This is a genomic window from Heyndrickxia sp. FW510-T9 (assembly GCF_058781025.1).
The window spans coordinates 1-24,095 of the sequence record NZ_JBYSWK010000062.1; the positions used below are offsets into that span (position 1 = coordinate 1).

Below are 24,095 nucleotides of genomic sequence, written 5' to 3' on the forward strand. Positions count from 1 at the left end.
GCTATCGCAAATGGAAATCATCTTTATGGAAAAGTTAATATAAAACACCATGTAATCAGGTTCATTTTTTCCGTTGTTATTGTTTTACTTTATATTGTTTAAAATGATGGACACCCTTCCATTCGTATTTGCGATAAAGGGTGTCAAATTCTCTTAGTTACCTTACAAATAATGTCCGTAATTCATCGGGAACATCTCGACTTTTTCGTGTAGCAGCATCCATCGCTACACTTGTTACAAGGGCATCGGCACATTTTTCGCCATGTTGATTGAAAATTTCTTGACGTAATACATAACTGCTTCCACCGACTTTTTCAGGCTTCGTATGAATCGAAAGTCGGTCGTTTTGTTTGCATTCTTTCCGGTAATTAATATTGATGTTGACCGTTACCGTTTGGATTCCCATTTCAAGAAATCGATCATAAGGCAATCCTGCATTTTCATACCAATTTTCGCGACCCCATTCAAGATACTCTAAATATTTCGCGTTGTTTACATGTCCGTTTACATCAATTTCAGTAGAGCGGACGATGATTTCTAGTACATCTTCCATTGTGGTGGTCACCTTTTCTATCGTTTTTTTATTATTCTAACATATAGGTGTAATTTTTATTAGTGTGATAATATGACTTCAAAAATCGACATATTATTTAGTTGTTGGATGTAAAAAGTGCTTAACTAATAGGCTAAAGCGGTTTATTAATCAAACGTTTGATTAATAAGTCACTGGAGTGAATTTAGTCGAAAACTAGGGGGTTAGTTTTGAATTGAAAAATTAATGACAGTACTTATGAAGTCATTCTTACTATTAGAATTGCATTCCTAGTAAGAAGGGCAAAATCAACAATGCCTATATCATGGAAGGGTACCCTCCAGCAGTATGTTGGTCGCCTTCATCGTAATTATGATGGCAAAGAAGAGGTACAGGTGTATGATTATGTTGATGACAAGGTTTCTGTTTTAAAGGCAATGTATGAGAAAAGATTGGCTGGTTATAAATCGATGGGGTATGTAACTGCGAATGGAAAGCATGTTGTTGAGCAGATGAGGTTGTTTTGAGTTGCTAACTCGTTATTTCATGTGTACTAATCAGTTTACCTACACAGATTTTTGACAAAAGGCTTTTCTGAATGTGTTTAGATCATAGCTTGTTTTTTTCGTGTTTTAGTGCTACCCTATCTGTTGCATGAAAAGTTAAAATTTAATACATAAAAACATAGTTGAAGGCAAGTTATCTTTTAACAAAAGTATTAAGTGGGTGAAGGAGATTTTTTAAAGGATACGAGAAAAATGAAGGGGTGGAATCCATATGGGGAAAGTACGAGTCTGGCTGGAAAGACTATCGCCTGCCCAAATTGTTACCGGCTATTATTTATTGGCAGTCATCATATCAATTCTGTTATTTAGCCTGCCTGCGGTCCATAAACCAGGGGTGAAAGTTGCTTTTTTTGATACAGTCTTCATGGCTGTTAGTGTGCTGAGTGACACAGGTATGACTGTATTTAATATATCTGAAACATATAGCGTATTTGGGTATTTTATTATTATGCTCGTACTGCAATTCGGGGGCATTGGCATTATGGCCATGAGCACTCTTATTTGGATGCTTTTGGGACGGAAAATTGGATTACGCGAACGGAGTCTAATAATGCTTGACAATAATCAATTTGCATTATCGGGAATGGTTCGATTAGTTCGAGATATTCTAATAATGATACTCTCTATTGAACTTTTAGGGGCAATCATTTTAGGGGTTCACTTCTTACAATATTATCCTAATTGGAAGGAAGCGTTTCTTCAAGGCCTATTTGCATCGGTTTGTGCAACGACAAACGCTGGTATGGATATAACCGGAAATTCTTATACACCTTATGCAAGCGATTATTATGTGCAACTGATAACGATTATACAAATTATCATTGGAGCCATCGGGTTTCCTGTATTAATCGAAGTGAAGGAATATTTTTCGAAGAAAGTTATGAAGGTTAAATACCCTTTCCGTTTTTCGTTATTTACAAAGATAACGACAATTACATATGGAATTCTTCTCATTGTTGGGACAATCCTTATTTTGCTGCTTGAATTTCAACATTATTTTAAGGGTATTTCATGGCATAAATCGTTTTTCTATGCTTTTTTCCAATCAGCGACAACTAGAAGCACCGGATTTACCACAATGGATATTACAAAATTTTCAATGCCTACTCTCATGGTTATGGGTGTTTTCATGTTTATAGGTGGATCTCCTAATTCTATGGGAGGAGGAATCCGGACAACTACTTTTGCTTTAAATCTGTTATTTATTTATAACTTTGCGAAAGGAAAGCGTGATATCAAAGTCTTTAATCGAGAACTTCATCCGTATGATATTATGAAATCACTAGCTATTACGCTATTAGCTATTTTCATGTGCTTGGTATCGATTATTGCTATAAGTATTTCTGATAAACAGCAACAACTTATTGCTATTTTCTTTGAAGTTTGCTCTGCCTTCGGTACAGTGGGCTTATCCATGGGGATTACCCCAGATCTCAGTGTTTTTGCGAAGTGCATTCTTATGATTTTAATGTTTATTGGAAGAATTGGTTTAACTTCTTTCTTTCTTATCATCGGTGGGAAAGACAATAGGGGAGAAAAACTTCATTATCCAAAAGAGAGAGTTATTACAGGTTAACATTGGGCAGAACTACCATTGTGCTATACTGCCGCATTTACAACATTAAGGAAGTTACAATATTAAAAAGTTCAATTTCTCAGAATTAAAATGGAGAAATTGGACTTTTTTTCATTACTACAGAAAAGCGCATCGAAACATTTTTCTAAAGGTCGCAACTTTATTTTAAAGCCACAGTAAACGAATATTTATTCGAGAAGATTTAGAATCTATTCCCAACATGTAGTTTTGTGTAGATCGATATAAAAAATGAAAATGGAATATAATAAAATGTAATATGTTAATGAACTGAACAAGGAGAAGATATCATAATGCTGAAAAAACTTACAAATAGAGTATATTATATGCCGCAATATTCAGAAACGGATCGGCCCACATTAGGTCTAATTTGTGGGGATGCCTTTAGTGTAGTTGTTGATTCGGGAAATTCCCCTGCACATGCAAGGGATTTCCTTAACTTAGTGGAGAAAATGGACATACCTCCAATTAAATTTGTCATTATTACACACTGGCATTGGGATCATATATTTGGCATAAAAACGATGGACTTATTAACGATTAGTCATGAAAAAACGAAGAAGAAAATAGACTACTTGAAAACGTTAAACTGGGATGATGCTTCCTTGGATGCGCGAGTGGAGACTGGCGAGGAAATTGAGTTTTGCAGAGATATGATAAAACGGGAGATGCCTACACGTGATCACTTGGAGTTAGGAGTGCCAGATGTAACGTTTGATAGTAAAATCGAAATTGATTTAGGCGGTGTTACTTGTATTGTTGAACATGTTGGTGGCGTCCATGCGCAGGATTCATCCATTATTTATGTTCCTGAGGAAAAAGTAATGTTTGTTGGTGATTGCATCTATCAGGACTTTTATAGTGGGGAATGGAGTTATGACAGAACCGAACTAAACATTCTTCTGGATAAAATAAAAAAGCATGATGCAGATTATTATGTAGAAGGTCATCGTGATCCTGAAACGCATTCACAATGGTGGAGCTTTTTGGATGATCTCGTGAGTATCGGAGAAATCGTGAGTGAAGAGGTTGCATTTGAGAAAGCTGTTGCAAAATTTACGGAGGCACGCAACATTAAACCAAATGAAGAGCAATTAGAGCATATTCAAAATTTTGTAAGTGGGAATCAAAAGAAACAGAGGAATATTTAAGTTTAATCTCTGTCATGCGTAAACAGTAAGCTGGCGTATTTCTACGGGGGAAGGGGATCGTCATGTTTCTGTCTAAATCTTGCGTCGATGTCCGTCAATGCTGTGCTTTTTAAAAAATTTCGAATATTGTCGAAGGAAATATTAATAGGACTGTAGAACTATACAATATTAGTATTTTTCTAGATAAGGAGCTGACAAATGTGCATAACAATTTGAAAGTGTTAATTTGTGATGATTCCGTATTAATTCGAAAAAAATTAAGAGGTACTCTCGAAAAATGCAAATGTGAGGAAATCTTTGAAGCAGAAAATGGGAATATAGCTGTAGAAATGGTGAAGGTGAACCATCCTGATTTAATATTTATGGACATTATTATGCCTGAAAAAGACGGGATTGAAGCGTTGAAGGAGATTAAAGAAATAAATCCGAACGTTAAAGTTGTCATGGTTTCATCTGTTGGGACTGACAAACATCTTAAAAAAGCATTAGAATACGGGGCAATTGATTTCATTCAAAAACCTATTTCTCTTGAAGTTGTTGCGAATCTCCTTACAAAGGTTCTTGAGGAGGGAAATGTGAATGTTTAGTCAGTACTTCGGAAACTATTTATTAAATCGTGAAATTATAACAAGGGAACAGCTTGTGGATGCTTTAGAATTTCAAAAGTCGGTTCACGTGAAATTTGGCGTACTGGCAGTTGATGAAGGGCTTATGACCTCTTTACAAGTAGAAGAAGTCCATGAGAAGCAAAAACAAGTGGATAAACGGTTTGGAGAAATTGCGGTAGAACTAGGGTATTTAAAGGATGAACAAGTAGAATTACTTGTTTCCATGCAAAAGCAGCAGCACTTATATTTAGCACAAGCACTAGTAGACCGTGGGTATATGACTATTGAACAATTTGGATTAGCACTTCATGACTATAAAAAAGAAAATAGCCTGTCAGACGATCAATTTGAAGCAATTAAGAGTGGCAGTATAGGGACATTAGTTGATAGCATTGTTGATACAAAGGATTCTAAGAAAAAAGCTACATATGGAAAATATCTTTCCCTTTTAGTAAAAAATTTGATGCGTTTTATCGATGATCAAGTGTATATAGAGAAAGCAGTGCTAGAAAATACACAACAAGGAAAATGGTTAATATATCAAGAGATTACAGGGGAATGTCCACTTTTTACAGCGATTAATGCTAACGAGGAAGTGCTTCTGTATCTTGCTTCTAAGTACGCTGAGGAAGAACTAGCAAAAGTGGATGATTTTACAAAATCGTCAGTTAGCGAATTTTTAAACCTACAAAATGGAATATATTTAGTGAACATGTCGAATGGAGGAGTAGAGCTGGATATGAAACCTCAAGATACTGTAGAAAATGCAGTGGTTTCTGGAGACCTATTCGTTGCTACAGTTAATACTTTCAAAGGTTCTTTCCAGTTCATTCTATCTGATCAGCCTGAAAACATTTCAATAAAGCTAGTAACGGAAACTTATCAGCCAGCGTAAATAGAGATGAAGCGCAATATGAAATAATCGGCGATGTTGAAAAGGATTGAAACCGTGGGATCCGATGGGTTCTCTAGCAAAATAAAGATAGTCCAATTAATGTTGGTCGAAATACAAGCGAGTGTAAAAAGACGTAAAAGAATGGGGAGGTTCTTCTGCTTCAATCTAGTGGGAAAATTTCCCTTTTTTATATTTGAATTATACTTATACTTTTTTTAGGTGGGAACGGAGGATAAGTATGAGCAAATTAAAAATCATCTTATGGGTTTTGTGTTTGTTGATTACAATAGGTACCTTTTACATTATGGTGATAGGGACAACACCCCCAGATAAGACAAACGGAAATGGAAATCCTGCATTGTTGGCTTTATTCAGCCTTTATCCTGCCATAATCGGATTTTGTTATCTTACGGTAAATATAACGATGAGACTTCTTTTTAAGATAAAAAACTCAAAATTGGTTGGAAATCTCTTTTTTATTAGTTCTGCAGTTTGCGTAGCATTGTATTTCCCGATAAAATCAAATGCTGAGGCAGTCAGATTAGCTATAAAAAATTCTAAAAATGATGCTTACAATGAAGGGTGGAATCAATTTACAAATACTATTTATTTTAATACCTACACCTTTTTTCTCACCTTCTTTATTTGTATTGTACTTGGAACCTTACTCTCAAGCATAAAACTTTTCAAAAAACATTAAATGGTGTCAGGCACTAGCTAGGAAAACCCAGCCGAGGAACTCCGATATCTCAGCAGGGTTTAAACATTTATATTTTTTCCTTAATCATATTATATGTTTTTTGACTAAAATCCTTAAAAGGTGTTTGCGGAAGAGGGTCGAATTTCTCCACCGCCGTTTTCGCAAGTTGGAGAGCTTTATTTTTATGCCCTAGTTCTAGATGACATAGTGCTTTGTAGGTATCCATCTCATAAAAAAGTGACAAATCAAAAGGATGATGAGAATAGGGCGGCATCTCAATCTCATCTAAACATCTAATCGCTTCCTTGTATTGGCCTAGACCGTATAAGGCTTTTCCTTTTTCTAGATTAAACCACTGATTTAAATCCTTCGCTTTATCTGGTAAACAAAAATATTCCTCAATCTTTTCTAAAGCTTTCGTGTAATGATGTTTGTCAGAAATAAGGGACATTATGTTCAATAGTTCATAAAATATGGTTGCCTGAATATCATCCGCAAATTCTCCGTATTGCTTTATCTTTTTCAAATAATATAATCTTTTCTCTTCCTCTTTTTGCATCATTGCTTGAAAGGCAGCCAATCTATACAAATCATTTGTAAGGTAAAAGATTCGATGTTCTTTTGAATAGTTGATAGCATTATTCATTACAGCTGTTGCGGATGCGGAATCTCCAATTGCAAAATAAAATATGGCTTCATGATAATCTAGATTTACTCGTGTCATTGGGTCGATATAGATGTGGTTTGCTTCAATTTCCTTTCGCTCACGCAAAAGCAAATTTAATGCGAGTGCATAATCATGTTTTGCAAATTCTGTCATGGCAAGGAAAATCCCAATTGTTGCTCGATTTCCTGTAAGATTTATTTGGTCATATAAAACTGCGGCACGGTCTTGATACTTCTGCCAGCCATCCTTTTTTTCATAATAAAGACATCGACTATATATATCTAATAGTCGTGCAGACTCGTATCCTTGAATGAGATTTTCAATATAGGGTTCTATAAGGACGATTAGTTGTTCATACTTATTTGCCATTTCTTTGGTGTCCGTATTGTAAAGAATTTCCGCCTTTTCTAAAATCCCTCTTAATTCCCGTGAACTGACCTCTTCTAAAAGATCGCTAACATCCACTTCAAGTTGTTTAGCGATATATGCCAAGCTTTCCATGGATGGCTTGGCCTTATTATTCTCAATTAGGCTTAGCATTCCTTTTGTAAGTTCTTCACCCGCTAATGTTTCTAGAGTCATCTTCCTTTGTTTTCGTAATCTTCGTATTCGTTCTCCAAGCATTTTAAATAGGCACTCTCCTAAATTTAGTGGACAGTTTAATTATATTAAACTTTTCCTTGAAAAGAAAGCTCCAGCATGCTATGATTTGTTTAATTAAATTAAACTTTTCAAAAAACGGGGGAGTTTTAATGAATGGCGAATTAAAATTAAAAAAGGCTGCGTATCATTTGTGGACTTTTACAATAAGTAAGCTTATAGGGTCGTTTGGTGCTCAAGTATATTCATTTGCTATCAGTTTTTATATTTTACAAATAACAGGGTCCGCCACTAATTTTGCTGCGAATCTCTTATGTAATATAATACCGCGTACACTTGCAGGCCCTTTTGCTGGATACGTTGCAGATAATTTCTCGAGAAAAACGATTGCGATCATATCGCAGATTGCACAGACTTTGGCAATTGGCGGGCTGCTAATAGTTAGTATAACTTCGGGTCTTTCCCTAATCACTATCTATGTTACAACTTGTATCTTGGCGCTTACATCAACGTTTTCCGGGGTGAATTTTACTTCCTCCATTACCGGACTCGTCGACGAATCCCGAATCCAGAAAGCGATGTCATTAAATCAAATGTCTACTTCGATCGCATCCATAGGAGGTCCTGCGATTGGAGGGCTATTATATGGCGCCGTTTCCATTCCGGTCTTTCTTATCCTATACATGGTGGCATCTTGCATAGCGGTTATTCTAGAGTCGACTATGAATTTTAAGTTATTTGCAAATCGAAAAGGTGGAAATAAGGGAAATGAAAAGGAACCAATATGGCAAAGTATAAAAGCCGGAATTGCCTATTTAAAATTAAATCCATTTATTACAACGATTATCTGGATAGCATTATTAGTAAATTTTTTATTTGGGGCATATGAAGTAGGCTATTCTTTTATCCTCATTGATAAGCTAAAAATAGCTTCACAGCATTTTGGTTTAACACAAGGAGCATTTGCAGTAGGAATGTTAGTGCTTTCTGTTTATTTATCTGTACGTAAAGAAGTGAAATTTCCACTGCTTGCAGCAAAACGCGGTATCATTGGGTTTGGGGTCATAATGTGTGGGATAGCTTTACCACTTTTGATAGAGATGTCATATGCTGTAACGATTGTCTATTATGTGGTCCTGATGATTGTTTTTGGCGGATTGATCATTATCACAAATACGCCAATGCAAGTAATGCTACAAAAGCAAATTGATGATGATTATAAGGGGAGAGTGTTTTCCATTATTGACACAATGGCAATGGCCCTTTCTCCATTAGGAATGGTGTTATACGGCTTTTTATATGATATTATCCCTGCGGGGTGGGTATTGATTTGTTCGGCTTGCATCTTAATTGGAGCAGCTATGATTCTGGCAAGACCATCCGTTATTCGAAAAGCACATCCTCGTTACGGTGAGAGAGAAGTTATAAAAGAAAAAGCGGTTTTGTAGGATGTTAGGATATTCGCTGTTCAGAAAAAAGCATTTCTTGTTCCGCTAATCCAAAAATATATTACGAAAAAAGGAAAAGCTGGGAGTTCTCGATTTTGGAACGAAATCTCAGCTTTTTTAATTATAAAGTGTCTACTATTGGTGCCAGACACCATTTTAATAAATAATTATAAGGAATATACAGATACTAGGGAAAAAAGGAGTATTTTATGCTTAGGATCATTTTTTCTGTTGCTTTTATACTATTTCTTATAACTAGTTTTTCCATAAAGACTCATGCTCAGGTTATTTATGAAACAAAATCTGGAGATACTTTAAGCGAAATTGCGCAAACATACCATACGACTACAAAGATAATTGCAAGTATAAATGGTTTAAAAAGTAATGCTCATTTGGTAAAGGGACAAGCGTTGGTAATTCCAGGAGCAACTTATGTAGTCCAGCATGGAGAATCTATATATGGACTAGCTACCCGCCATGGAATTACTAGCAAATTGTTAATGAGCACTAATCGTTTGAAAAGTACTCTAATTATTCCTGGACAAAAATTAACGATTCCACTCTCCCCTAAAATGGATATATGGACAGGTTCATATCTCGTGCCAAGTGATGAAAGGACAAATAGTTGGCTATTGGGATTTTATCAGCCCATTCTGACAAGTGTTTTTGTATTCGATTATCATCCGGATAATAATGGGCAGTTGAGTAAGCTAAATGATAATCAAGCTCATATGACCGCATGGAAAAAGAATTTAATACCTTATGCCACTATAACAAACCAAAGTGAAAAGGGTTATGATCCTGATCTTGTTCATCATTTGTTGAGTGATCCAACTTTAACAAAAGCATTCATAAATAATATATATTCCTTATTGGACAACCAGGATTATAAAGGTGTAGTTATTGATTTTGAAACAGTCAGACCAGAAGATAAGGAGAACCTGAATAAATTTATTGCTCAATTAGCTGAATTACTTCACCGGAATAATATGGAGATTTTAATGGCGTTTCCCCCTATGACCGGCGACGGATTACCAGCATATTATGGAGGATATGATTATAAAGCACTTAGTAAATATTTAGATAAAATGTTTTTGATGACATACAACTGGCATTGGCTGGGAGGGCAATCAGGTCCAATAGCACCTATCGAAGAAATTCGAACCGTTTTGAAATATGCAGTTTCTGTAGTGCCAAAGTCCAAAATTATGTTGGGTATACCTCAATACGCCTATGATTGGACTATTTCAGGGAATAAAAGAACAGGAAAAGCGTATTCCATACAGGGTGCCATTAATCAATATATCAATCATGAAAGTGAAATTTTTTACGATCAAAAAACAGCTTCACCTTGGTTTCGATATAAAGATAAAGAAGGAGCATTTCATGAGGTTTGGTTTGAAGATCCTCGCAGTTTAATTGCGAAACTTAGACTTGTTAAGGATTATGGATTGGGGGGAATGGGGTGCTGGCAATTAGGAACTTCTATACCTCAAACTAAAGACATTATGAACGGGGAATTTAATGTTCAAACCTATAAATAATAATAGGTAAATAAATATCAATTGCTCTGATATTCCTAAATTATCATCATTGGCGATGAGAAAAAATAATTAAAAATCGGAGGGAAATAAACGTGGATAGCAAAAACTGTGATTTTTCCCCTATGAAACAACAATTAATACAAGGAATTCAACATTTAATTTCCCACCTTCAATCTAATTTAGCAAAGCTTGGCGGTGAAGATTATTGCCTATTAAGTTGCTTGGAAGGTGCTAAAAATCAATTAGCGGATATCGAAACGATGGCAGCCTCCTTTTATTTAAATTGCTATTTATCAGCTTTCACGGATACATATGAGGATTTATCTATATCCGTACAGCATCTTTCTAAAAAAAGACATGGTGCATTAATTGTGGTTGAGAGAAGTCAGTCATTAGATTCTGTTATTCAAAAAGGAACGCCTATGGAGGCGGTAGTAACCAGCAAATTATTAGAGGCGATTTTTTATCCTGGAAATCCTCTTCACGATGGTGCTGTTTTAATTCGGGGGAATGTTGTTGTTTCTGCATCTAATGTTCTTCCTTTAACTAAAAGGAAAATCGGAAAGGAGAAAGTAGGAACAAGGCATCGGGCTGCACTTGGAGTAACCGAGCTAAGTGATGCCCTGGCTCTTGTTGTATCAGAGGAAACAGGCAAAATTTCTTTTGCATTGGAAGGAAATTTTTATCCAATCATTATGTCCGATCCTGTTCCGTTAGGTGAACAAGCAAAGACGGCCGAAAAAAATTAAAAAATACACTGTGATAAATTCTGACATATATTTTGGGGAACACCAAAACTTTATGTGTATTTCCTGATAATAGGATACTTCCTAACTATTTTAAAGTAAAAATCATTTACAGTTTTTTAGCGAAAATGAATTTTAATAAGCACGTTCCTACTCAGTATTCCCGTAAATATATAACATGCTTATTTAGTTTACAGAACTACTCGAACGAGAAAGCCCACTCCTTTAGGGGTGGGATGAAAGTGAGGTCAGATACGGAGTGCCACGAAACAGAAGGTTTGTGGTACTTCAAGTATCTGAATAATATCGTAATGTCCTCGGTGTTTCCCCTTGTGTTTTTATTTTCAAAATACTATAATTATTATAGGAACGTGTGTTTGTGTCGAAAGGTGTTCACGAATGGCAAAAACAACTTCACCAAGTTTTATATTATCGCTAGAGTTAACAAAAAACTCTCTTTTATTTTTGGTAGCTTTTGATGAAATAGAAATATGTAGAGTAATGTACAATACGGTATTAGGCCAATATTTGAAATTAGAAAAACAAATGAAACGTGAAAAACGATATAAAAAACTCCTTCGTCAATTAAAAGCTGTTTCGAAAAAAATAGAGAAAGATAAAGAAAATAAAGCTTTGATGAAGGATAAAAAACAAATTCAAAATGAATTAAAAACTGTAAGAGAAAAGTACCACCTAACGGAATACGACTCTCATGTATGGGTGAAACCGATTCGTGAACACTTCGGAAATCAAGTGAATTCCGCTGTTGCTCAAAAAGTAGCGACCGGAGCTTGGAATACTTTTAGTAGAAAATTGTTTGGGAAAGCTAAAAAAGTTCGTTTCATTCGGAAGGATGAAATGGATAGTTTTGAAGGGAAAACCAACACAACAGGTTGGAGATATGTCGATGGATCTATCATTTATAAGGATCTGCATTCTCCATTAATGGTGAAAAATAAAGATCAATATACTTTAGAAATTATTCGTCATTTAGATAAGAAAAAGGAGTTTTCTTATAAGATAACATCAAAAGGGGAAATAAAAACTGTTCAGGATTTTTATCGTGTGAAATATGTCCGTATCGTAAAGAAAGAAATTCGCGGAAAGGTTCGTTTATTTGCCGATCTAGTCATTTCCGGTTATCCACCCTCAAAAAATAGAAAACTTGGTGATGGAAAAGTAGGTTTGGATATTGGTACATCTACCCTAGCTGTTTCTTCTTTCACGAAAGTTTCGTTGGAAAATTTAGCCGAACAAGTAAAAGAAGTTTCTCGCCAAATAAAACTAACGCAAAGAAAGATGGACCGCTCGAAACGTGCCACAAATCCAACCTACTTTCATTTTGACGGGACAATCAAAAAAGGCAAGAAATTCTGGGTATGTTCGAACCGATATACAATCCTTCGTTCTAACCTTAAAGAGCTTTATCGGAAACAAGCGGCTATTCGAAAATTATCTCATCGAACATTAGCGAATAGACTTTTAGAATTAGGCGACACGTTCTATACGGAAACAATGAATTTTAAAGCACTGCAAAAACGAAAAAAGGAAACCGAAGTTTCCGAAAAGACGGGTAAATATAAACGGAAAAAGAGGTTTGGAAAGACACTAGGACATAGAGCTCCGGCAATGTTTGTTTCTATATTAGAAGAAAAAGTAAAACGTCTTGGTGGTTCATTTGTAAAAGTTAATACGCATACCTTTAAGGCAAGTCAGTATTGTCACGTACGAGATGATTATATAAAGAAATCTTTGTCACAGCGTTGGCATCAGATAGAGGAAAACACGAAAATTCAAAGGGATTTATATTCGGCATTTTTGTTAATGAACTCCAATGCATCTGGAACGAAAGCAGATCGAACACTTTGTAATGAAACATTTCATATTTTTAAAAAACTACACGATGTTGAAGTAAAAGAAATATTAGATCAAAAAAAGATGATCCTGAATTCAGGCATCATCCAAAATAATTGATGGAATGATAGTAGCGGTTTGATACAACCGAACTCGTGAGAGATGAGAGATACTGTCGGAAAAGGAAACGAATGTTTCCTTGACAGTGAATGTTCTGGAGGAAATTGTCCCAGTATCTGTAACCCTAGATGCCGAGCATACATTTGTATGATCTGTGGCTGCCGGTCAGATGAAAGCAATAGATTCAGAACCCCACTGCTTTAGCTGTGGGAGTATCAGGGGAGGGGACTGTAATGTTCATCCGTATAGTTCGACAGGGAGATTCAATGGAGAAGAAGTATTCGCAATGAAGAGTGTAAGGCACCATCTTAAATAAACGGTCTTTTTTTGTTTCCATATTTATTTTTGACAAATTTCAACAATTTTCGTAGATTGATAGCGGATGCAAAAAGTTGTGCTATAATATAAATAAAAACACAGCATAGGATAAGGAGTAATAGCAATGTTGAAAGATCTTTTTATGGGCTTATCTAAAAACCAATTGTTGAATACAGCAGCTAAAAAATATGGCTTAAAATTAGGTGCACAAAATGTTGTAGCAGGTACAAATATTGCGGAAACGATTCAAAGCATTAAAGAACTTAACTCCCACGGAATTTCTTGTACAGTCGATAACCTAGGAGAATTTGTTTATAAAGAAGAAGAGGCTCTTGAAGCAAAAGAACAAATCCTTGCTGTTATTGAGGCAATTCATGTAAACAAAGTAGATGCTCATATCTCATTAAAACCAACACAATTAGGGTTGGATATTGACCATGAATTCTGCTTAAATAACATAGAGGAAATTGTTGATAAAGCAAATAACTATGGTATTTTTGTGAATTTTGATATGGAAGATCACAGTCATTTAGATCCATCATTTGACTTATTAGATGAACTGTCTAAAAAATATGATAATGTTGGAACTGTTATTCAAGCTTACTTCTTCCGTGCAGAAGAAGACATCGAAAAATATAAGAATTTTCGCCTTCGTATTGTAAAAGGTGCTTATAAAGAGCCAGAAGAGCTTGCTTATCAAGATAAGAAAGATATTGATGCAAATTATATTAAACTTATCGAATATCATTTATTAAATGGTAAATTTACATCTATTGCAACACATGATCATAATGTGATTAATCATGTGAAAAAATTTGTTAAAGCACATAATATTCCTAACGATAAATTCGAATTCCAGATGCTATATGGCTTCAGAAAAGATCTTCAACTTAAATTAGCAAGTGAAGGTTTCAACTTCTGTACGTATGTGCCATTTGGAAAAGACTGGTACGGATATTTCATGAGACGCCTTGCAGAAAGACCGCAAAACGTAAATCTAGTAGTGAAACAAGTGTTTAACAAGAAAACAAACACTATGATTGGTTTAGCTGCAGGGGCATTTGTATTGGGAAGACTGTCTAAGAAAAAGAACGACAAATAAATATTTTGGAAAATTTCTAGAGTGAATCTATGAATTTTTATTTTTTCCATTAAAACAACATTATAAAAATTATTTAACTGGCATTTTCTTTTTTTGATAAGAAAATGCCAGTTTCTTTTTTTTTTGTACAGATAAGTTCCTTTTAAATTGAATAAAAGCTAACAGCGTTAGAGGTTCGTTTTTTAAAAAACGTTTATATATATCTTTGGTCCTAATTAGATCTCGACAAAATTAGCAAAAATCGACAAAAAAGGATAGAGATTTTTTATTTAATATCTTAAAATTTTCTATATAAAGAAATACTCAAATTCGTTGGATTATATTATAAAATGCATAAATGGTATTTTCATAGAATAGTCGTAGTTCATACTATTAAATGGATATAGAGAAACGAAGGAAGATTGGAGTGATAGAGTGGCGTGCGCTTACTACCGTTAGATAGATGTCAACCAGGGGTTATTTTAGGTAAATCTATATACCATGAGAATGGGAAAGTCTTGTTAAAGCAAGGAACAAAACTAACTAATATTTTAATTGCTAGTTTAAAAAGATTTCATATCTATACTATTTATATAGAAGATGAAATATCTGAAGGCATTGAGATTGTGGAATCTTTACCGGAACCAATACTAATTGAAGCAATGGGAGTCATAACACAGGGAATAAATAATATCGTCGCATTAAATTCCGACCATTCAAATTTTCAAGGAATGATGAAATCAGGAAGAGTCATAAGAAGTTTTCAAAAAATCTTTAGAGACATTTTAGTATCTTTAAAAGATAATCCAACCGCTTTGAATTTATTGGCAACTGCAAAAATACATGATAATCATGTTTACACTCATAGTTTAAATGTAGCTATCTATGCTTGTCAGCTAGCTATTGAGAATGGCTTGCCTCTTAAAACCATTGAAGATATTGGGTTAGGGGCCATGCTGCATGATATAGGGAAAATGTATATATCTCCGGAGATTTTAAATAAACCTGGAAAGCTCACAGAGGATGAATTCAATCAAATGAAGTCACATTGTCAAATTGGGTTTGATATACTTCGGAAGGTTCATGAAATTCCTTTAACAGTAGCCCATTGTGCTTTTCAACATCATGAAAGAATAGATGGAACCGGATATCCTAGAGGCCTAAACGGAGTAGAAATACATAAATATGCAAAAATATTGAGTGTGGCGGATGTTTTTGATGCAGTGACCAGCCATCGGGTTTATCGTCCTGCGTTGTTGCCACACAAAGGTCTAGAACTGCTTTATGCTGGAGTGGATATACAATTTGAACGTAAACAAGTTGAATTATTTAAAAAGTGTATTGCGATCTATCCACAGGGTATGACGGTTAAATTAAATGATGGAAGATCTGGGATAGTATCAAACTATAATTTTCATTCAGCTGGGCGACCTCAAATAAGAATAATTAATGATGAAGAAGGACAGGAGATCACCCCATATGAAATTGATCTAACAGCAGTTGATAATCTTACTGTAGAGATAATTGATGCCGACCCATTATTGTATTAATAAACATCCTCTTATCAGACCTATTTAATTTTCAGACTTAGTACAAAAAGAATAGTTCTAGATTTATTCTTTTGATGATATTAATTACAACAATTGAAAATTGACATTAAGGGATAATAGAACATCCTTTTCATATACTCGCTCAACATGCTTTATCCATACTACTTCATCAAGTAATAATGATTGAATGTTGATTTACCATCAATAGGCTCCATTTGTATGGATTATTTGTAAAAAGGTTTTGAGCATAATTTTAATATCCAAGATGATGGACTGATTATGAATATAGGCTAAATCCAATTCAATCATTTTGTCGAAACTAAGAATACTTCTGCCGCTTACCTGTGATAATCCAGTACAGCCTGGGCGAACAAGTAAACGTTGCATTTCATACTCATTATATTTCTGAACCTCTGATGGCAAAGGGGGGCGTGGACCGACAAGGCTCATATCCCCCCTTAATACATTCCAAATTTGCGGAAGCTCATCAATACTTGTTTTACGAATGACTTTCCCGACTTTTGTAATCCGTGGATCATTTTTGATTTTAAATAGCGGACCAGTTGCCTCATTATATTGGATCAGATTTTTTAATTGGGTATCCGCATTTGGTATCATGGAGCGAAATTTATATATGTAAAAGGCTTTTCCGTTTTTTCCAATGCGAAGCTGTTTATAAATCACTGGTTGCTGCGGTGATTCCAGTTTAATACAAATTGGAACGATCAACAAAATCAATGAAAACAGAATAATTCCTAGTATAGCTCCAACAATATCCGTTAGTCTTTTTGCTAATGAAAACCCCATTCCTCTTTTCATACGGACACTTTAACCTTCTTTCAGTTAGTTTCCCTTACCACATTTTAAAGGACGGTTAGCTAGGGCAATAACCGCCACTAAATATTCGATTGTTTCAACCCCCAATTAAAAATGGAAGTTTTCAATTTATATTTATGAGGTAGGGAAATTGTTGAATCCGCATTTGTACCACCATACTCAAAATGGGCTATAAAATATTTACTATCACTGTCCTTCCTTTTTTGTACGATTGGTTGACGCAACTAAATGTTGAATTTGAACAATGACCGCTTTCAATCGCTTTCTTTTTCCTTAAATGATGGCAAACCATCGAACCAGGGATGCATACACTATATTGGATGCATAGGGTGAAGGAGTGTGGAAATTGAAAGTTAATCGCCTTGTTTATTTTTTTCAATATTATCCAACAAATAATTACAAAAGTTATCTAGGCATGCTCTTCGGGCTAACTGGTGCATTAATTGGCTTATATATTTGGTGGGATTCTTTTCTTCAACACTCCGGAATAGGAGAGTATGATGTAAAAGTCGAATTAAGTTTATTTCTTTTTATTCCTTGCATAGTGGCATTGCTTGCGGTAATTTGTCAAAAAACCTATTTAATGTGGGTTGCTTCGCTATTAAGCTTCCCTATTTTTTATAAGCTTTTTGTAAGAGACGACAACATTCCTTATCTTGACTATTTGCCTGTAATATTTTTTATTGCATCATCCCTTTTCATGTACACAACCACTTTAAGGAGAAAGGATAAAGAAGAATTAGCACAAATCATATCAGAAGAAGTGAAGAGGATCGAAAAAGAAGTATTTAGATGGTGGAGTGAAATTACATTTGAAGAGAATCCGCTTTTAAACAAAGAGTTAACCACTTTCGGACTGGCGAGTATGTATCAACATAACATTAGGTATGCGAAAGAGATAAAAAGGAACTATGAGAAGTATGTAAAGTCTAGAGGGCAACCTTTCGCAAATACGTACAGGCTTGGAGTGTTTTACTATATTACAAGATCATATGGAGTATGGGACTTAAAACGGATCATTGGCGACACGACGATGTATACCTTTCAAGGCAAAGAGAAAAGTGGCGAGTATATCGGAAATCACCATTTCGGATATATGGGAGCAGCAGCAGGGTTTAGCTGTAAAGTGCTAAGAATCTCAGCAGGAATGTATCAAGTTTACTCTGGAACCTCCAATTGGAGATATTTGTTTTCCTTTTTTGACAACCCCGAGGATTCCAATGCGATTGCAGATGGCTGCTCCGATTATGATAATGGTTATAAATTTTAATTTTTTATATTGGACTCGGTGAACTTTAACTGTCCCTCTTTTAATAATGGTTGACGATTAAGGCTCGTTGCTGGAAAAATAAACGTCCACGGCATGCTGGTAGCAGGTTCGATTTTCAGTGCAGGGAGAGTAAAGGAATGTGCAGCGACGATATTCTCTTCCTCCCAGTACTGAAACATTTGGTTGTGAAAAGAAATCACTTGTTCGCTGAAATTTTGGACAAGCACGGTTACGAGCAATTCTCCTTTGTGATTCATCGCTTCCCATAAAGGTGTTAGAGCAATGCTTTTATTAGTAGATATGATTGTTTTTAGAAAGACCTGTTGAATAAGTTCCCGATCTCTTTCTGATATTGTTTTGTCCCACGCCGACTCAAATTGAAGATTTTGCATTGATAACGCCTCCTTTAACATGTATTTTACCATAAGCTTGAGCTAGTGCATTGTTACGAAGAGTGAGGCGTACCAACGAACTTATTATGGTAACAATCAGACGAAGAACGTGCCCGTAACAGAGTGAACTGGAGAGTTAAGGTAACAATCAGACGATAAACGTGCCCGTAGCCGCGTGAACTGGGGAGTTAAGGTAACATTCAGTCAAAGAACGTGCCCGTTGCCACGCAAAAGGAAGAACAAAGGTAACAATTAGACGAAGAACGTGCCCGCAGCCACGCGAAACGAAGAGCAAAGGTAACAATCAGAGTAAGAACGTGCCCGTTGCCACGCAAAAGGAAGAACAAAGGTAACAATCAGACGATGAACGTGCCCGAAGCCACGCGAAATGAAGAACAAAGGTAACAATCAGACGAGGAACGTGCCCGTTGCCACGCAAAAGGAAGAACAAAGGTAACAATCAGAGTAAGAACGTGCCCGTTGCCACGCAAAAGGAAGAACAAAGGTAACAATCAGACAAAGAACGTGCCCGCAGCCACGCGAAACGGAGAAAAGGTAACATTCAGATGTAGAATGTACTCGCTGCCATGCAAATCGAAGTGCAACTTTCCGCAACTTTCAACAGAAGAAGCATACCTAATCTATTTTTCTACTCTAAACATAGTTTTCCTCTCGAACTTCGCATTTCCCTAAATAGTTATTGTAATATAAGGATATAATAATTCCTTTTTTGAGGTGAATAAATAAATAGAATTACCAAAAGAATTTCTTATTAAAATGAAAGACTTATTAAAAGATGAATATGATCATTTTTTAAGAAGCTATGAACAATAGAAAATTCAAAGCTTGCGTGTGAACACATTAAAGGTATCGATAGATGAATTTTTAAGCATAAATCCTTTCCAATTAGAAAGGATTCTATGGGTGAAAAGTGGGTTTTTTTATCAAGAGGAAGATCGCCCAGGTAAACATCCATATCATGAAGCTGCTCTGTATTATATTCAGGAGCCGAGTGTGATGGCGGTTGGAGAGATTGTAGATCCACAACCGGGAGAAAAAGTGCTGGATTTATGTGCTGCCCCAGGTGGGAAATCTACCCATATGGCTGCGAAAATGAAGCAACAAGGACTTTTGTTAACAAATGAAATTTATCCTGCGAGGGCAAAAATTCTCTCGCATAATGTGGAACGAATGGGAATCAAAAAAGTTGTTGTGACCAATGAGGCGCCAGTAAAATTAGCAGAACAGAACGATTTCCAACCTTTTTTGACAGGATCTTAGTTGATGCACCGTGTTCTGGAGAAGGTATGTTTCGTAAAGACCCTAGGGCAAGAGAAGAATGGAGCTTAGAGAATGTTTCAGCATGTGCTGTCCGTCAATTGGATATTCTTGGGCACGCGGCAACCATGCTGCGTCCAGGAGGGAGACTCGTATATTCAACTTGCACCTTCTCCCCGGAAGAAAATGAAGGGGTCATTAGCCGATTTTTAGAAAAAGATTCCCGATTAGAGATAGAAGATGTTCACGTATACGAAGGTTTTGATCATGTCCGGAAAGAGTGGGTATTTGATGCGGCAACGGATATCGAAAAAACCATTCGAATTTGGCCGCAGCAAGTACGTGGAGAAGGTCACTACATAGCAGTTCTTCGAAAAGCATACAGCGAAGAAACATCTAAATGGAAATATGCGGAAAACGTAAAAGATCAAAGACAATTAAAGGATTTTTTCCAATTTGCGAACGAAGGACAAATTAACACATTCACCAAATAGTGAGTTTGTTATCTTTGGTGATCAGTTATACCTATTGCCGGAAGGAATGCTTTCTTTGAAAAATTTAAAAGTCATTCATCCGGGCTGGCATATAGGCACGATCAAGAAAAATCGCTTTGAACCGTCCCATGCATTAGCATTGTCTTTAAAAGAGGATGAAGTGAAGAACACGTGGAACTTGGATAATAATTCTCCAGAGATTATGGCTTATTTAAAAGGGGAATCGATTAAAGCGGAAGGTCCAAAAGGCTGGTACCTTGTGCAGGTAGATGGTTTTTCTATTGGATGGGGAAAGCTTGCAGATGGCGTATTAAAAAATCATTTTCCAAAAGGGTTAAGATGGATGGGAGTTTAAATGGGAGATAACAAGTTAGTTGAAATAAATAGCACAGTTATTCTTCCCTCTGGTGATTTTCTAGGTATGCTATTTTTTTCGTATATGAAAAGAGGGGGATGGAAAGTGAAGGTTTTAATCGCTATGGATTCGTTCAAGGGCAGCATCTCCTCCATTGAAGCAGGAAAGGCTGTTGCTTCTGGAATTAAACATGTATTTCCAAATGCAAAAACCATTGTTCTTCCACTGGCAGATGGTGGGGAAGGAACAGTAGAATCACTAGTGTATGCGACACACGGTCAAATAATAAATATACAAGTAACTGGTCCCCTGAATGAAAAAGTTCGATCTTCGTATGGAATTTTAGGAGATGGAAAAACTGCTGTAATAGAAATAGCCGCAGCATGCGGGCTCACTCTCCTATCGGAAGAAAAGCGGAATCCGGCAATAACAACTACTTTTGGGGTCGGAGAACTTATCGTTGATGCAATCAATCGCGGCTGTCGTGATTTTGTTATCGGGCTTGGAGGAAGTGCTACGAATGATGCCGGAGTGGGAATGCTCCAAGCTTTAGGATACCGTTTTTTAAATAAACAAAATCAAGAAATTGGTATGGGGGGACATGCGTTAATACATATTGAAAAAATCGACAAATCCAATGTTCATCCTGAATTAAAAAGCTGTACATTTCATGTTGCCTGTGATGTCAATAATCCTCTTTATGGACCGAATGGTGCCGCATATATTTATGGTCCGCAAAAAGGGGCTGACCACAAAATGGTTGCGGAGCTAGATAAAGGACTTCAACATTTTGCTGGGGTTATGCATAGACAATTTGGAATGAATATTCATAATATTGCCGGTGCCGGTGCAGCTGGTGGATTAGGTGCGGCATTTGCAGGATTTTTAAACGGCAAGCTTCAATCCGGAATTCAATTGGTTTTAGAAACTCTTCAAATAGAGAGGCATATGGGAAACACTGATTTTGTTATCACAGGGGAAGGCAGATTAGATGCGCAAACGTCTATGGGAAAGGCTCCTAGCGGGATTGCGAAGTTGGCTGAAAAATATCATATTCCCGTTATCGCTCTAGCTGGTGGAGTATCAAATGATTCGCTTGCATTGAATAATATTGGTATTACTTCTTATTTCTCGATTCTAAATGAGCCAATGGTTTTGGAGTATGCTATGAATCCAGAGAAAACATACGAGAATCTGCAATCTACATCACGACAAATTTTTCGATTGATTCACTCGATTATGACGAGGGGAAATCGTTGACACCATTAATAACTATGTGATAAATAATAAATGATTAGCACTCGACGTGATAGAGTGCTAAAATTATGAATAGACCTTATTTACATTTTGAAAGGAGATATCATAATGTCAAAAAAAGAGTTTAAAGCTGAATCTAAAAGGCTTCTAGAGATGATGATTAACTCGATTTATTCTCAAAAGGAGATCTTTTTAAGAGAGTTAATTTCTAATTCTAGTGATGCGATTGATAAAATCTATTACAAAGCGCTAACAGATGAAACATTGAGTTTTAATAAAGAAGATTATTTTATCACAATTGAAGCGGATAAAGACAACCGTTTATTAAAGATTTCCGATACGGGAATCGGGATGACAAAAGAAGATCTTGAAAATCATCTTGGAACGATTGCAAAAAGTGGTTCACTTGCGTTTAAAAGCGAAACGGAATTGAAGGATGGCCATGATATCATCGGTCAATTTGGTGTAGGTTTTTATTCTGCTTTTATGGTAGCGGACGTTGTGACGGTTATCAGCAAGGCATTGGGCAGTGAAGAAGCTTACAAGTGGGAATCCACTGGTGCTGACGGATACAGTATCGAGCCATGTGAAAAAGAAACTGTCGGTTCAGAGATTATTTTAAAAATCAAAGAAAATACCGAAGATGAGTCCTATGATGAGTATTTAGAAGAGTATCGTTTAAAATCGATTATCAAAAAATATTCCGATTTCATTCGCTATCCTATCAAAATGGAGGTTACAGGCAGTAGACCGAAAGAGGGAAGCGATAACGAGTTTGAGGACTACAAAGAGGAACAAGTTATCAATAGTATGGTTCCGATTTGGAGAAAAAATAAAAGCGAGTTAACAGACGAGGATTACGAGAATTTTTATCAAGAAAAGCGTTATGGGTTTGATAAGCCGATTAAGCATATTCATATCAGTGTTGATGGAACGGTACGCTATAATGCGATTCTGTTCATTCCGGAAAATATTCCATTCGATTACTATACGAAGGAATTCGAAAAGGGCTTAGAGCTTTATTCTAGCGGCGTATTAATCATGGAAAAATGTGCGGATTTGCTTCCTGACTATTTCAGTTTTGTTAAAGGGATGGTCGATTCCGAAGACTTATCGTTAAACATTTCAAGGGAAATCCTACAACAGGATAAACAATTGAAGTTCATTGCGAAAAACATTAAGAATAAAATTAAGCGTGAATTAGAAAGTTTGCTGAAGAATGATCGCGAGAAATACGAAGCTTTCTACAACTCTTTTGGCAGACAGCTGAAATTCGGAGTTTACAGTGATTTTGGACAAGACAAAGAGGTACTTCAAGATTTAGTGATGTTCTATTCATCTAAAGAAAAGAAATTAGTTACTTTAGACGAATATGTATCCAGAATGCCGGAAGATCAAAAATATATTTACTATGCAACTGGTGAAACAAATGAAAGAATTGAAAAGCTTCCGCAAACAGAACTTGTAGCGGATAAAGGCTATGAAATTCTTTATTTTACAGATGATATCGATGAATTCGCTATTAGAATGATCATGAACTATAAAGAAAAAGAATTTAAATCGGTATCGAGCGGGGACCTTGGAATTGAGGAAGAGAACAAGGAAACTAGTGAATCCGAAGAAAAAGAAAACAAAGATCTGTTTGAATTCATGAAAGAGGTACTGGAAGGCAAAGTGAAAGATGTAAAAGTTTCTAAGCGTCTAAAAACACATCCAGTTTGTTTAACTACAGAGGGTGATTTGTCCATTGAAATGGAGAAAGTCCTTAATGCGATGCCGAATAACCAAAATATTAAAGCAGAAAAGGTATTGGAGATTAATGTGAACCATGAGGTGTTCCAATCCTTGAAAAATGCCTATGAAAACGATAAGGACAAGCTGAAGCTATTCACAAGCTTATTGTATAACCAAGCATTATTAATTGAAGGCTTGCCAATTAGCGATCCAGTTGAGTTTACGAATGATATTTGTAAAGTGATGGTTTGATGAAAGGAAGACACTCGATTTTTTCGGGTGTCTTTTTAATAAGGCTGTTTTCGTCATTTTTTATAAATTCTAAAAGAACTTGGTTTCGGGGCATATTTTCTTATAAAGTTTATTCATTTTAACCCCAAAAAGGTTATTACCTAAAGTTATCGTATACAATAGCAACAAAGTTTAAGAAATGCTGTTTTCGCAAAGATTGTTGCTTTCGTATAAGTATATAATCTTTGAAATGGATAGGATTCGCGCTCTTTT

22 protein-coding genes are annotated in these 24,095 nt (G+C 35.8%); 18 read left to right on the plus strand and 4 right to left on the minus strand.

Features of this window, described 5'->3' with window-relative positions; translation table 11 throughout:
* Positions 1 to 157 precede the first annotated feature (157 nt).
* Entirely contained in the window at positions 158 to 553 is a 396-nt protein-coding gene (locus AC3WJF_RS20455; protein WP_492455522.1) for an acyl-CoA thioesterase, read from the minus strand.
* 293 nt (positions 554 to 846) lie between these two features.
* Here AC3WJF_RS20455 and AC3WJF_RS20460 point away from each other — a divergent pair, with 293 nt between their 5' ends.
* From AC3WJF_RS20460 to AC3WJF_RS20485, 6 genes are all read left to right on the plus strand, one after another.
* Positions 847 to 1,059, plus strand: a complete 213-nt coding sequence (locus tag AC3WJF_RS20460) for a helicase (RefSeq protein WP_492455524.1) — start codon at positions 847 to 849, stop codon at positions 1,057 to 1,059.
* A gap of 250 nt (positions 1,060 to 1,309) precedes the next feature.
* Positions 1,310 to 2,674 (plus strand): TrkH family potassium uptake protein, encoded by a 1,365-nt coding sequence (locus tag AC3WJF_RS20465; protein WP_492455526.1) that lies wholly within the window; start codon positions 1,310 to 1,312, stop codon positions 2,672 to 2,674.
* 311 nt (positions 2,675 to 2,985) lie between these two features.
* Positions 2,986 to 3,843: an MBL fold metallo-hydrolase gene (locus AC3WJF_RS20470; protein ID WP_492455528.1), complete on the plus strand. Its 858-nt coding sequence runs from the start codon at positions 2,986 to 2,988 to the stop codon at positions 3,841 to 3,843.
* A 200-nt stretch (positions 3,844 to 4,043) separates the two neighbouring features.
* Positions 4,044 to 4,430 carry a response regulator gene (locus AC3WJF_RS20475; protein ID WP_492455530.1) on the plus strand — a complete coding sequence of 129 codons (387 nt, stop codon included), beginning with the start codon at positions 4,044 to 4,046 and terminating at the stop codon, positions 4,428 to 4,430.
* Complete coding sequence (locus AC3WJF_RS20480; protein WP_492455532.1) at positions 4,423 to 5,346, plus strand: cyclic di-GMP-binding domain-containing protein, MshE-related; 924 nt, start codon at positions 4,423 to 4,425, stop codon at positions 5,344 to 5,346. Before AC3WJF_RS20475 ends, AC3WJF_RS20480 begins: the two co-directional genes overlap by 8 nt.
* A 238-nt stretch (positions 5,347 to 5,584) precedes the next feature.
* On the plus strand, positions 5,585 to 6,046 hold the full coding sequence (locus tag AC3WJF_RS20485) for a hypothetical protein (RefSeq protein WP_492455534.1): 462 nt from the start codon (positions 5,585 to 5,587) through the stop codon (positions 6,044 to 6,046).
* A 67-nt stretch (positions 6,047 to 6,113) separates the two neighbouring features.
* Here AC3WJF_RS20485 and AC3WJF_RS20490 read toward each other — a convergent pair whose 3' ends face one another.
* Positions 6,114 to 7,337 carry a helix-turn-helix domain-containing protein gene (locus tag AC3WJF_RS20490; RefSeq protein ID WP_492455535.1) on the minus strand — a complete coding sequence of 408 codons (1,224 nt, stop codon included), beginning with the start codon at positions 7,335 to 7,337 and terminating at the stop codon, positions 6,114 to 6,116.
* A 128-nt stretch (positions 7,338 to 7,465) separates the two neighbouring features.
* Between AC3WJF_RS20490 and AC3WJF_RS20495 the strand changes: the two genes are divergently transcribed.
* From AC3WJF_RS20495 to AC3WJF_RS20520, 6 genes are all read left to right on the plus strand, one after another.
* Positions 7,466 to 8,761, plus strand: a complete 1,296-nt coding sequence (locus AC3WJF_RS20495) for an MFS transporter (protein WP_492455537.1) — start codon at positions 7,466 to 7,468, stop codon at positions 8,759 to 8,761.
* Positions 8,762 to 8,970: 209 nt separating this feature from the next.
* Positions 8,971 to 10,305: a glycoside hydrolase family 18 protein gene (locus AC3WJF_RS20500; RefSeq protein ID WP_492455539.1), complete on the plus strand. Its 1,335-nt coding sequence runs from the start codon at positions 8,971 to 8,973 to the stop codon at positions 10,303 to 10,305.
* Positions 10,306 to 10,397: 92 nt separating this feature from the next.
* Positions 10,398 to 11,054 carry a sporulation-specific diadenylate cyclase CdaS gene (gene cdaS / locus AC3WJF_RS20505; protein WP_492455541.1) on the plus strand — a complete coding sequence of 219 codons (657 nt, stop codon included), beginning with the start codon at positions 10,398 to 10,400 and terminating at the stop codon, positions 11,052 to 11,054.
* A gap of 396 nt (positions 11,055 to 11,450) precedes the next feature.
* Complete coding sequence (locus tag AC3WJF_RS20510; RefSeq protein ID WP_492455543.1) at positions 11,451 to 13,025, plus strand: nuclease/transposase family protein; 1,575 nt, start codon at positions 11,451 to 11,453, stop codon at positions 13,023 to 13,025.
* A gap of 442 nt (positions 13,026 to 13,467) precedes the next feature.
* On the plus strand, positions 13,468 to 14,445 hold the full coding sequence (locus AC3WJF_RS20515) for a proline dehydrogenase family protein (RefSeq protein WP_492455545.1): 978 nt from the start codon (positions 13,468 to 13,470) through the stop codon (positions 14,443 to 14,445).
* 419 nt (positions 14,446 to 14,864) lie between these two features.
* On the plus strand, positions 14,865 to 15,974 hold the full coding sequence (locus AC3WJF_RS20520; RefSeq protein ID WP_492455547.1) for an HD-GYP domain-containing protein: 1,110 nt from the start codon (positions 14,865 to 14,867) through the stop codon (positions 15,972 to 15,974).
* Between the two features lie 201 nt (positions 15,975 to 16,175).
* On the opposite strand, the gene AC3WJF_RS20525 is transcribed toward AC3WJF_RS20520, so the two are convergent.
* Positions 16,176 to 16,793, minus strand: coding sequence for a sugar transferase (locus tag AC3WJF_RS20525; protein WP_492455549.1), 618 nt, complete (start codon positions 16,791 to 16,793; stop codon positions 16,176 to 16,178).
* A gap of 364 nt (positions 16,794 to 17,157) precedes the next feature.
* On the opposite strand from AC3WJF_RS20525, the gene AC3WJF_RS20530 reads away from it, so the two are divergent.
* On the plus strand, positions 17,158 to 18,081 hold the full coding sequence (locus AC3WJF_RS20530) for a polymorphic toxin type 44 domain-containing protein (protein ID WP_492455551.1): 924 nt from the start codon (positions 17,158 to 17,160) through the stop codon (positions 18,079 to 18,081).
* Here AC3WJF_RS20530 and AC3WJF_RS20535 read toward each other — a convergent pair.
* Positions 18,078 to 18,473 (minus strand): SLAP domain-containing protein, encoded by a 396-nt coding sequence (locus tag AC3WJF_RS20535; protein WP_492455553.1) that lies wholly within the window; start codon positions 18,471 to 18,473, stop codon positions 18,078 to 18,080. The genes AC3WJF_RS20530 and AC3WJF_RS20535 overlap by 4 nt on opposite strands.
* A gap of 852 nt (positions 18,474 to 19,325) precedes the next feature.
* Between AC3WJF_RS20535 and AC3WJF_RS20540 the strand changes: the two genes are divergently transcribed.
* The 5 genes from AC3WJF_RS20540 to htpG all read left to right on the plus strand — a co-directional run bounded on the left by AC3WJF_RS20540 (position 19,326) and on the right by htpG (position 23,843).
* On the plus strand, positions 19,326 to 19,754 hold the full coding sequence (locus tag AC3WJF_RS20540) for a hypothetical protein (protein ID WP_492455555.1): 429 nt from the start codon (positions 19,326 to 19,328) through the stop codon (positions 19,752 to 19,754).
* Between the two features lie 26 nt (positions 19,755 to 19,780).
* Positions 19,781 to 20,245: a hypothetical protein gene (locus AC3WJF_RS20545; protein ID WP_492455557.1), complete on the plus strand. Its 465-nt coding sequence runs from the start codon at positions 19,781 to 19,783 to the stop codon at positions 20,243 to 20,245.
* Between the two features lie 34 nt (positions 20,246 to 20,279).
* Positions 20,280 to 20,600, plus strand: coding sequence for an RsmF rRNA methyltransferase first C-terminal domain-containing protein (locus AC3WJF_RS20550; RefSeq protein WP_492455562.1), 321 nt, complete (start codon positions 20,280 to 20,282; stop codon positions 20,598 to 20,600).
* Positions 20,601 to 21,860, plus strand: a complete 1,260-nt coding sequence (locus AC3WJF_RS20555) for a glycerate kinase (protein WP_492455559.1) — start codon at positions 20,601 to 20,603, stop codon at positions 21,858 to 21,860.
* Between the two features lie 105 nt (positions 21,861 to 21,965).
* Positions 21,966 to 23,843 carry a molecular chaperone HtpG gene (gene htpG / locus AC3WJF_RS20560; RefSeq protein WP_492455561.1) on the plus strand — a complete coding sequence of 626 codons (1,878 nt, stop codon included), beginning with the start codon at positions 21,966 to 21,968 and terminating at the stop codon, positions 23,841 to 23,843.
* Positions 23,844 to 24,095: the final 252 nt, after the last annotated feature.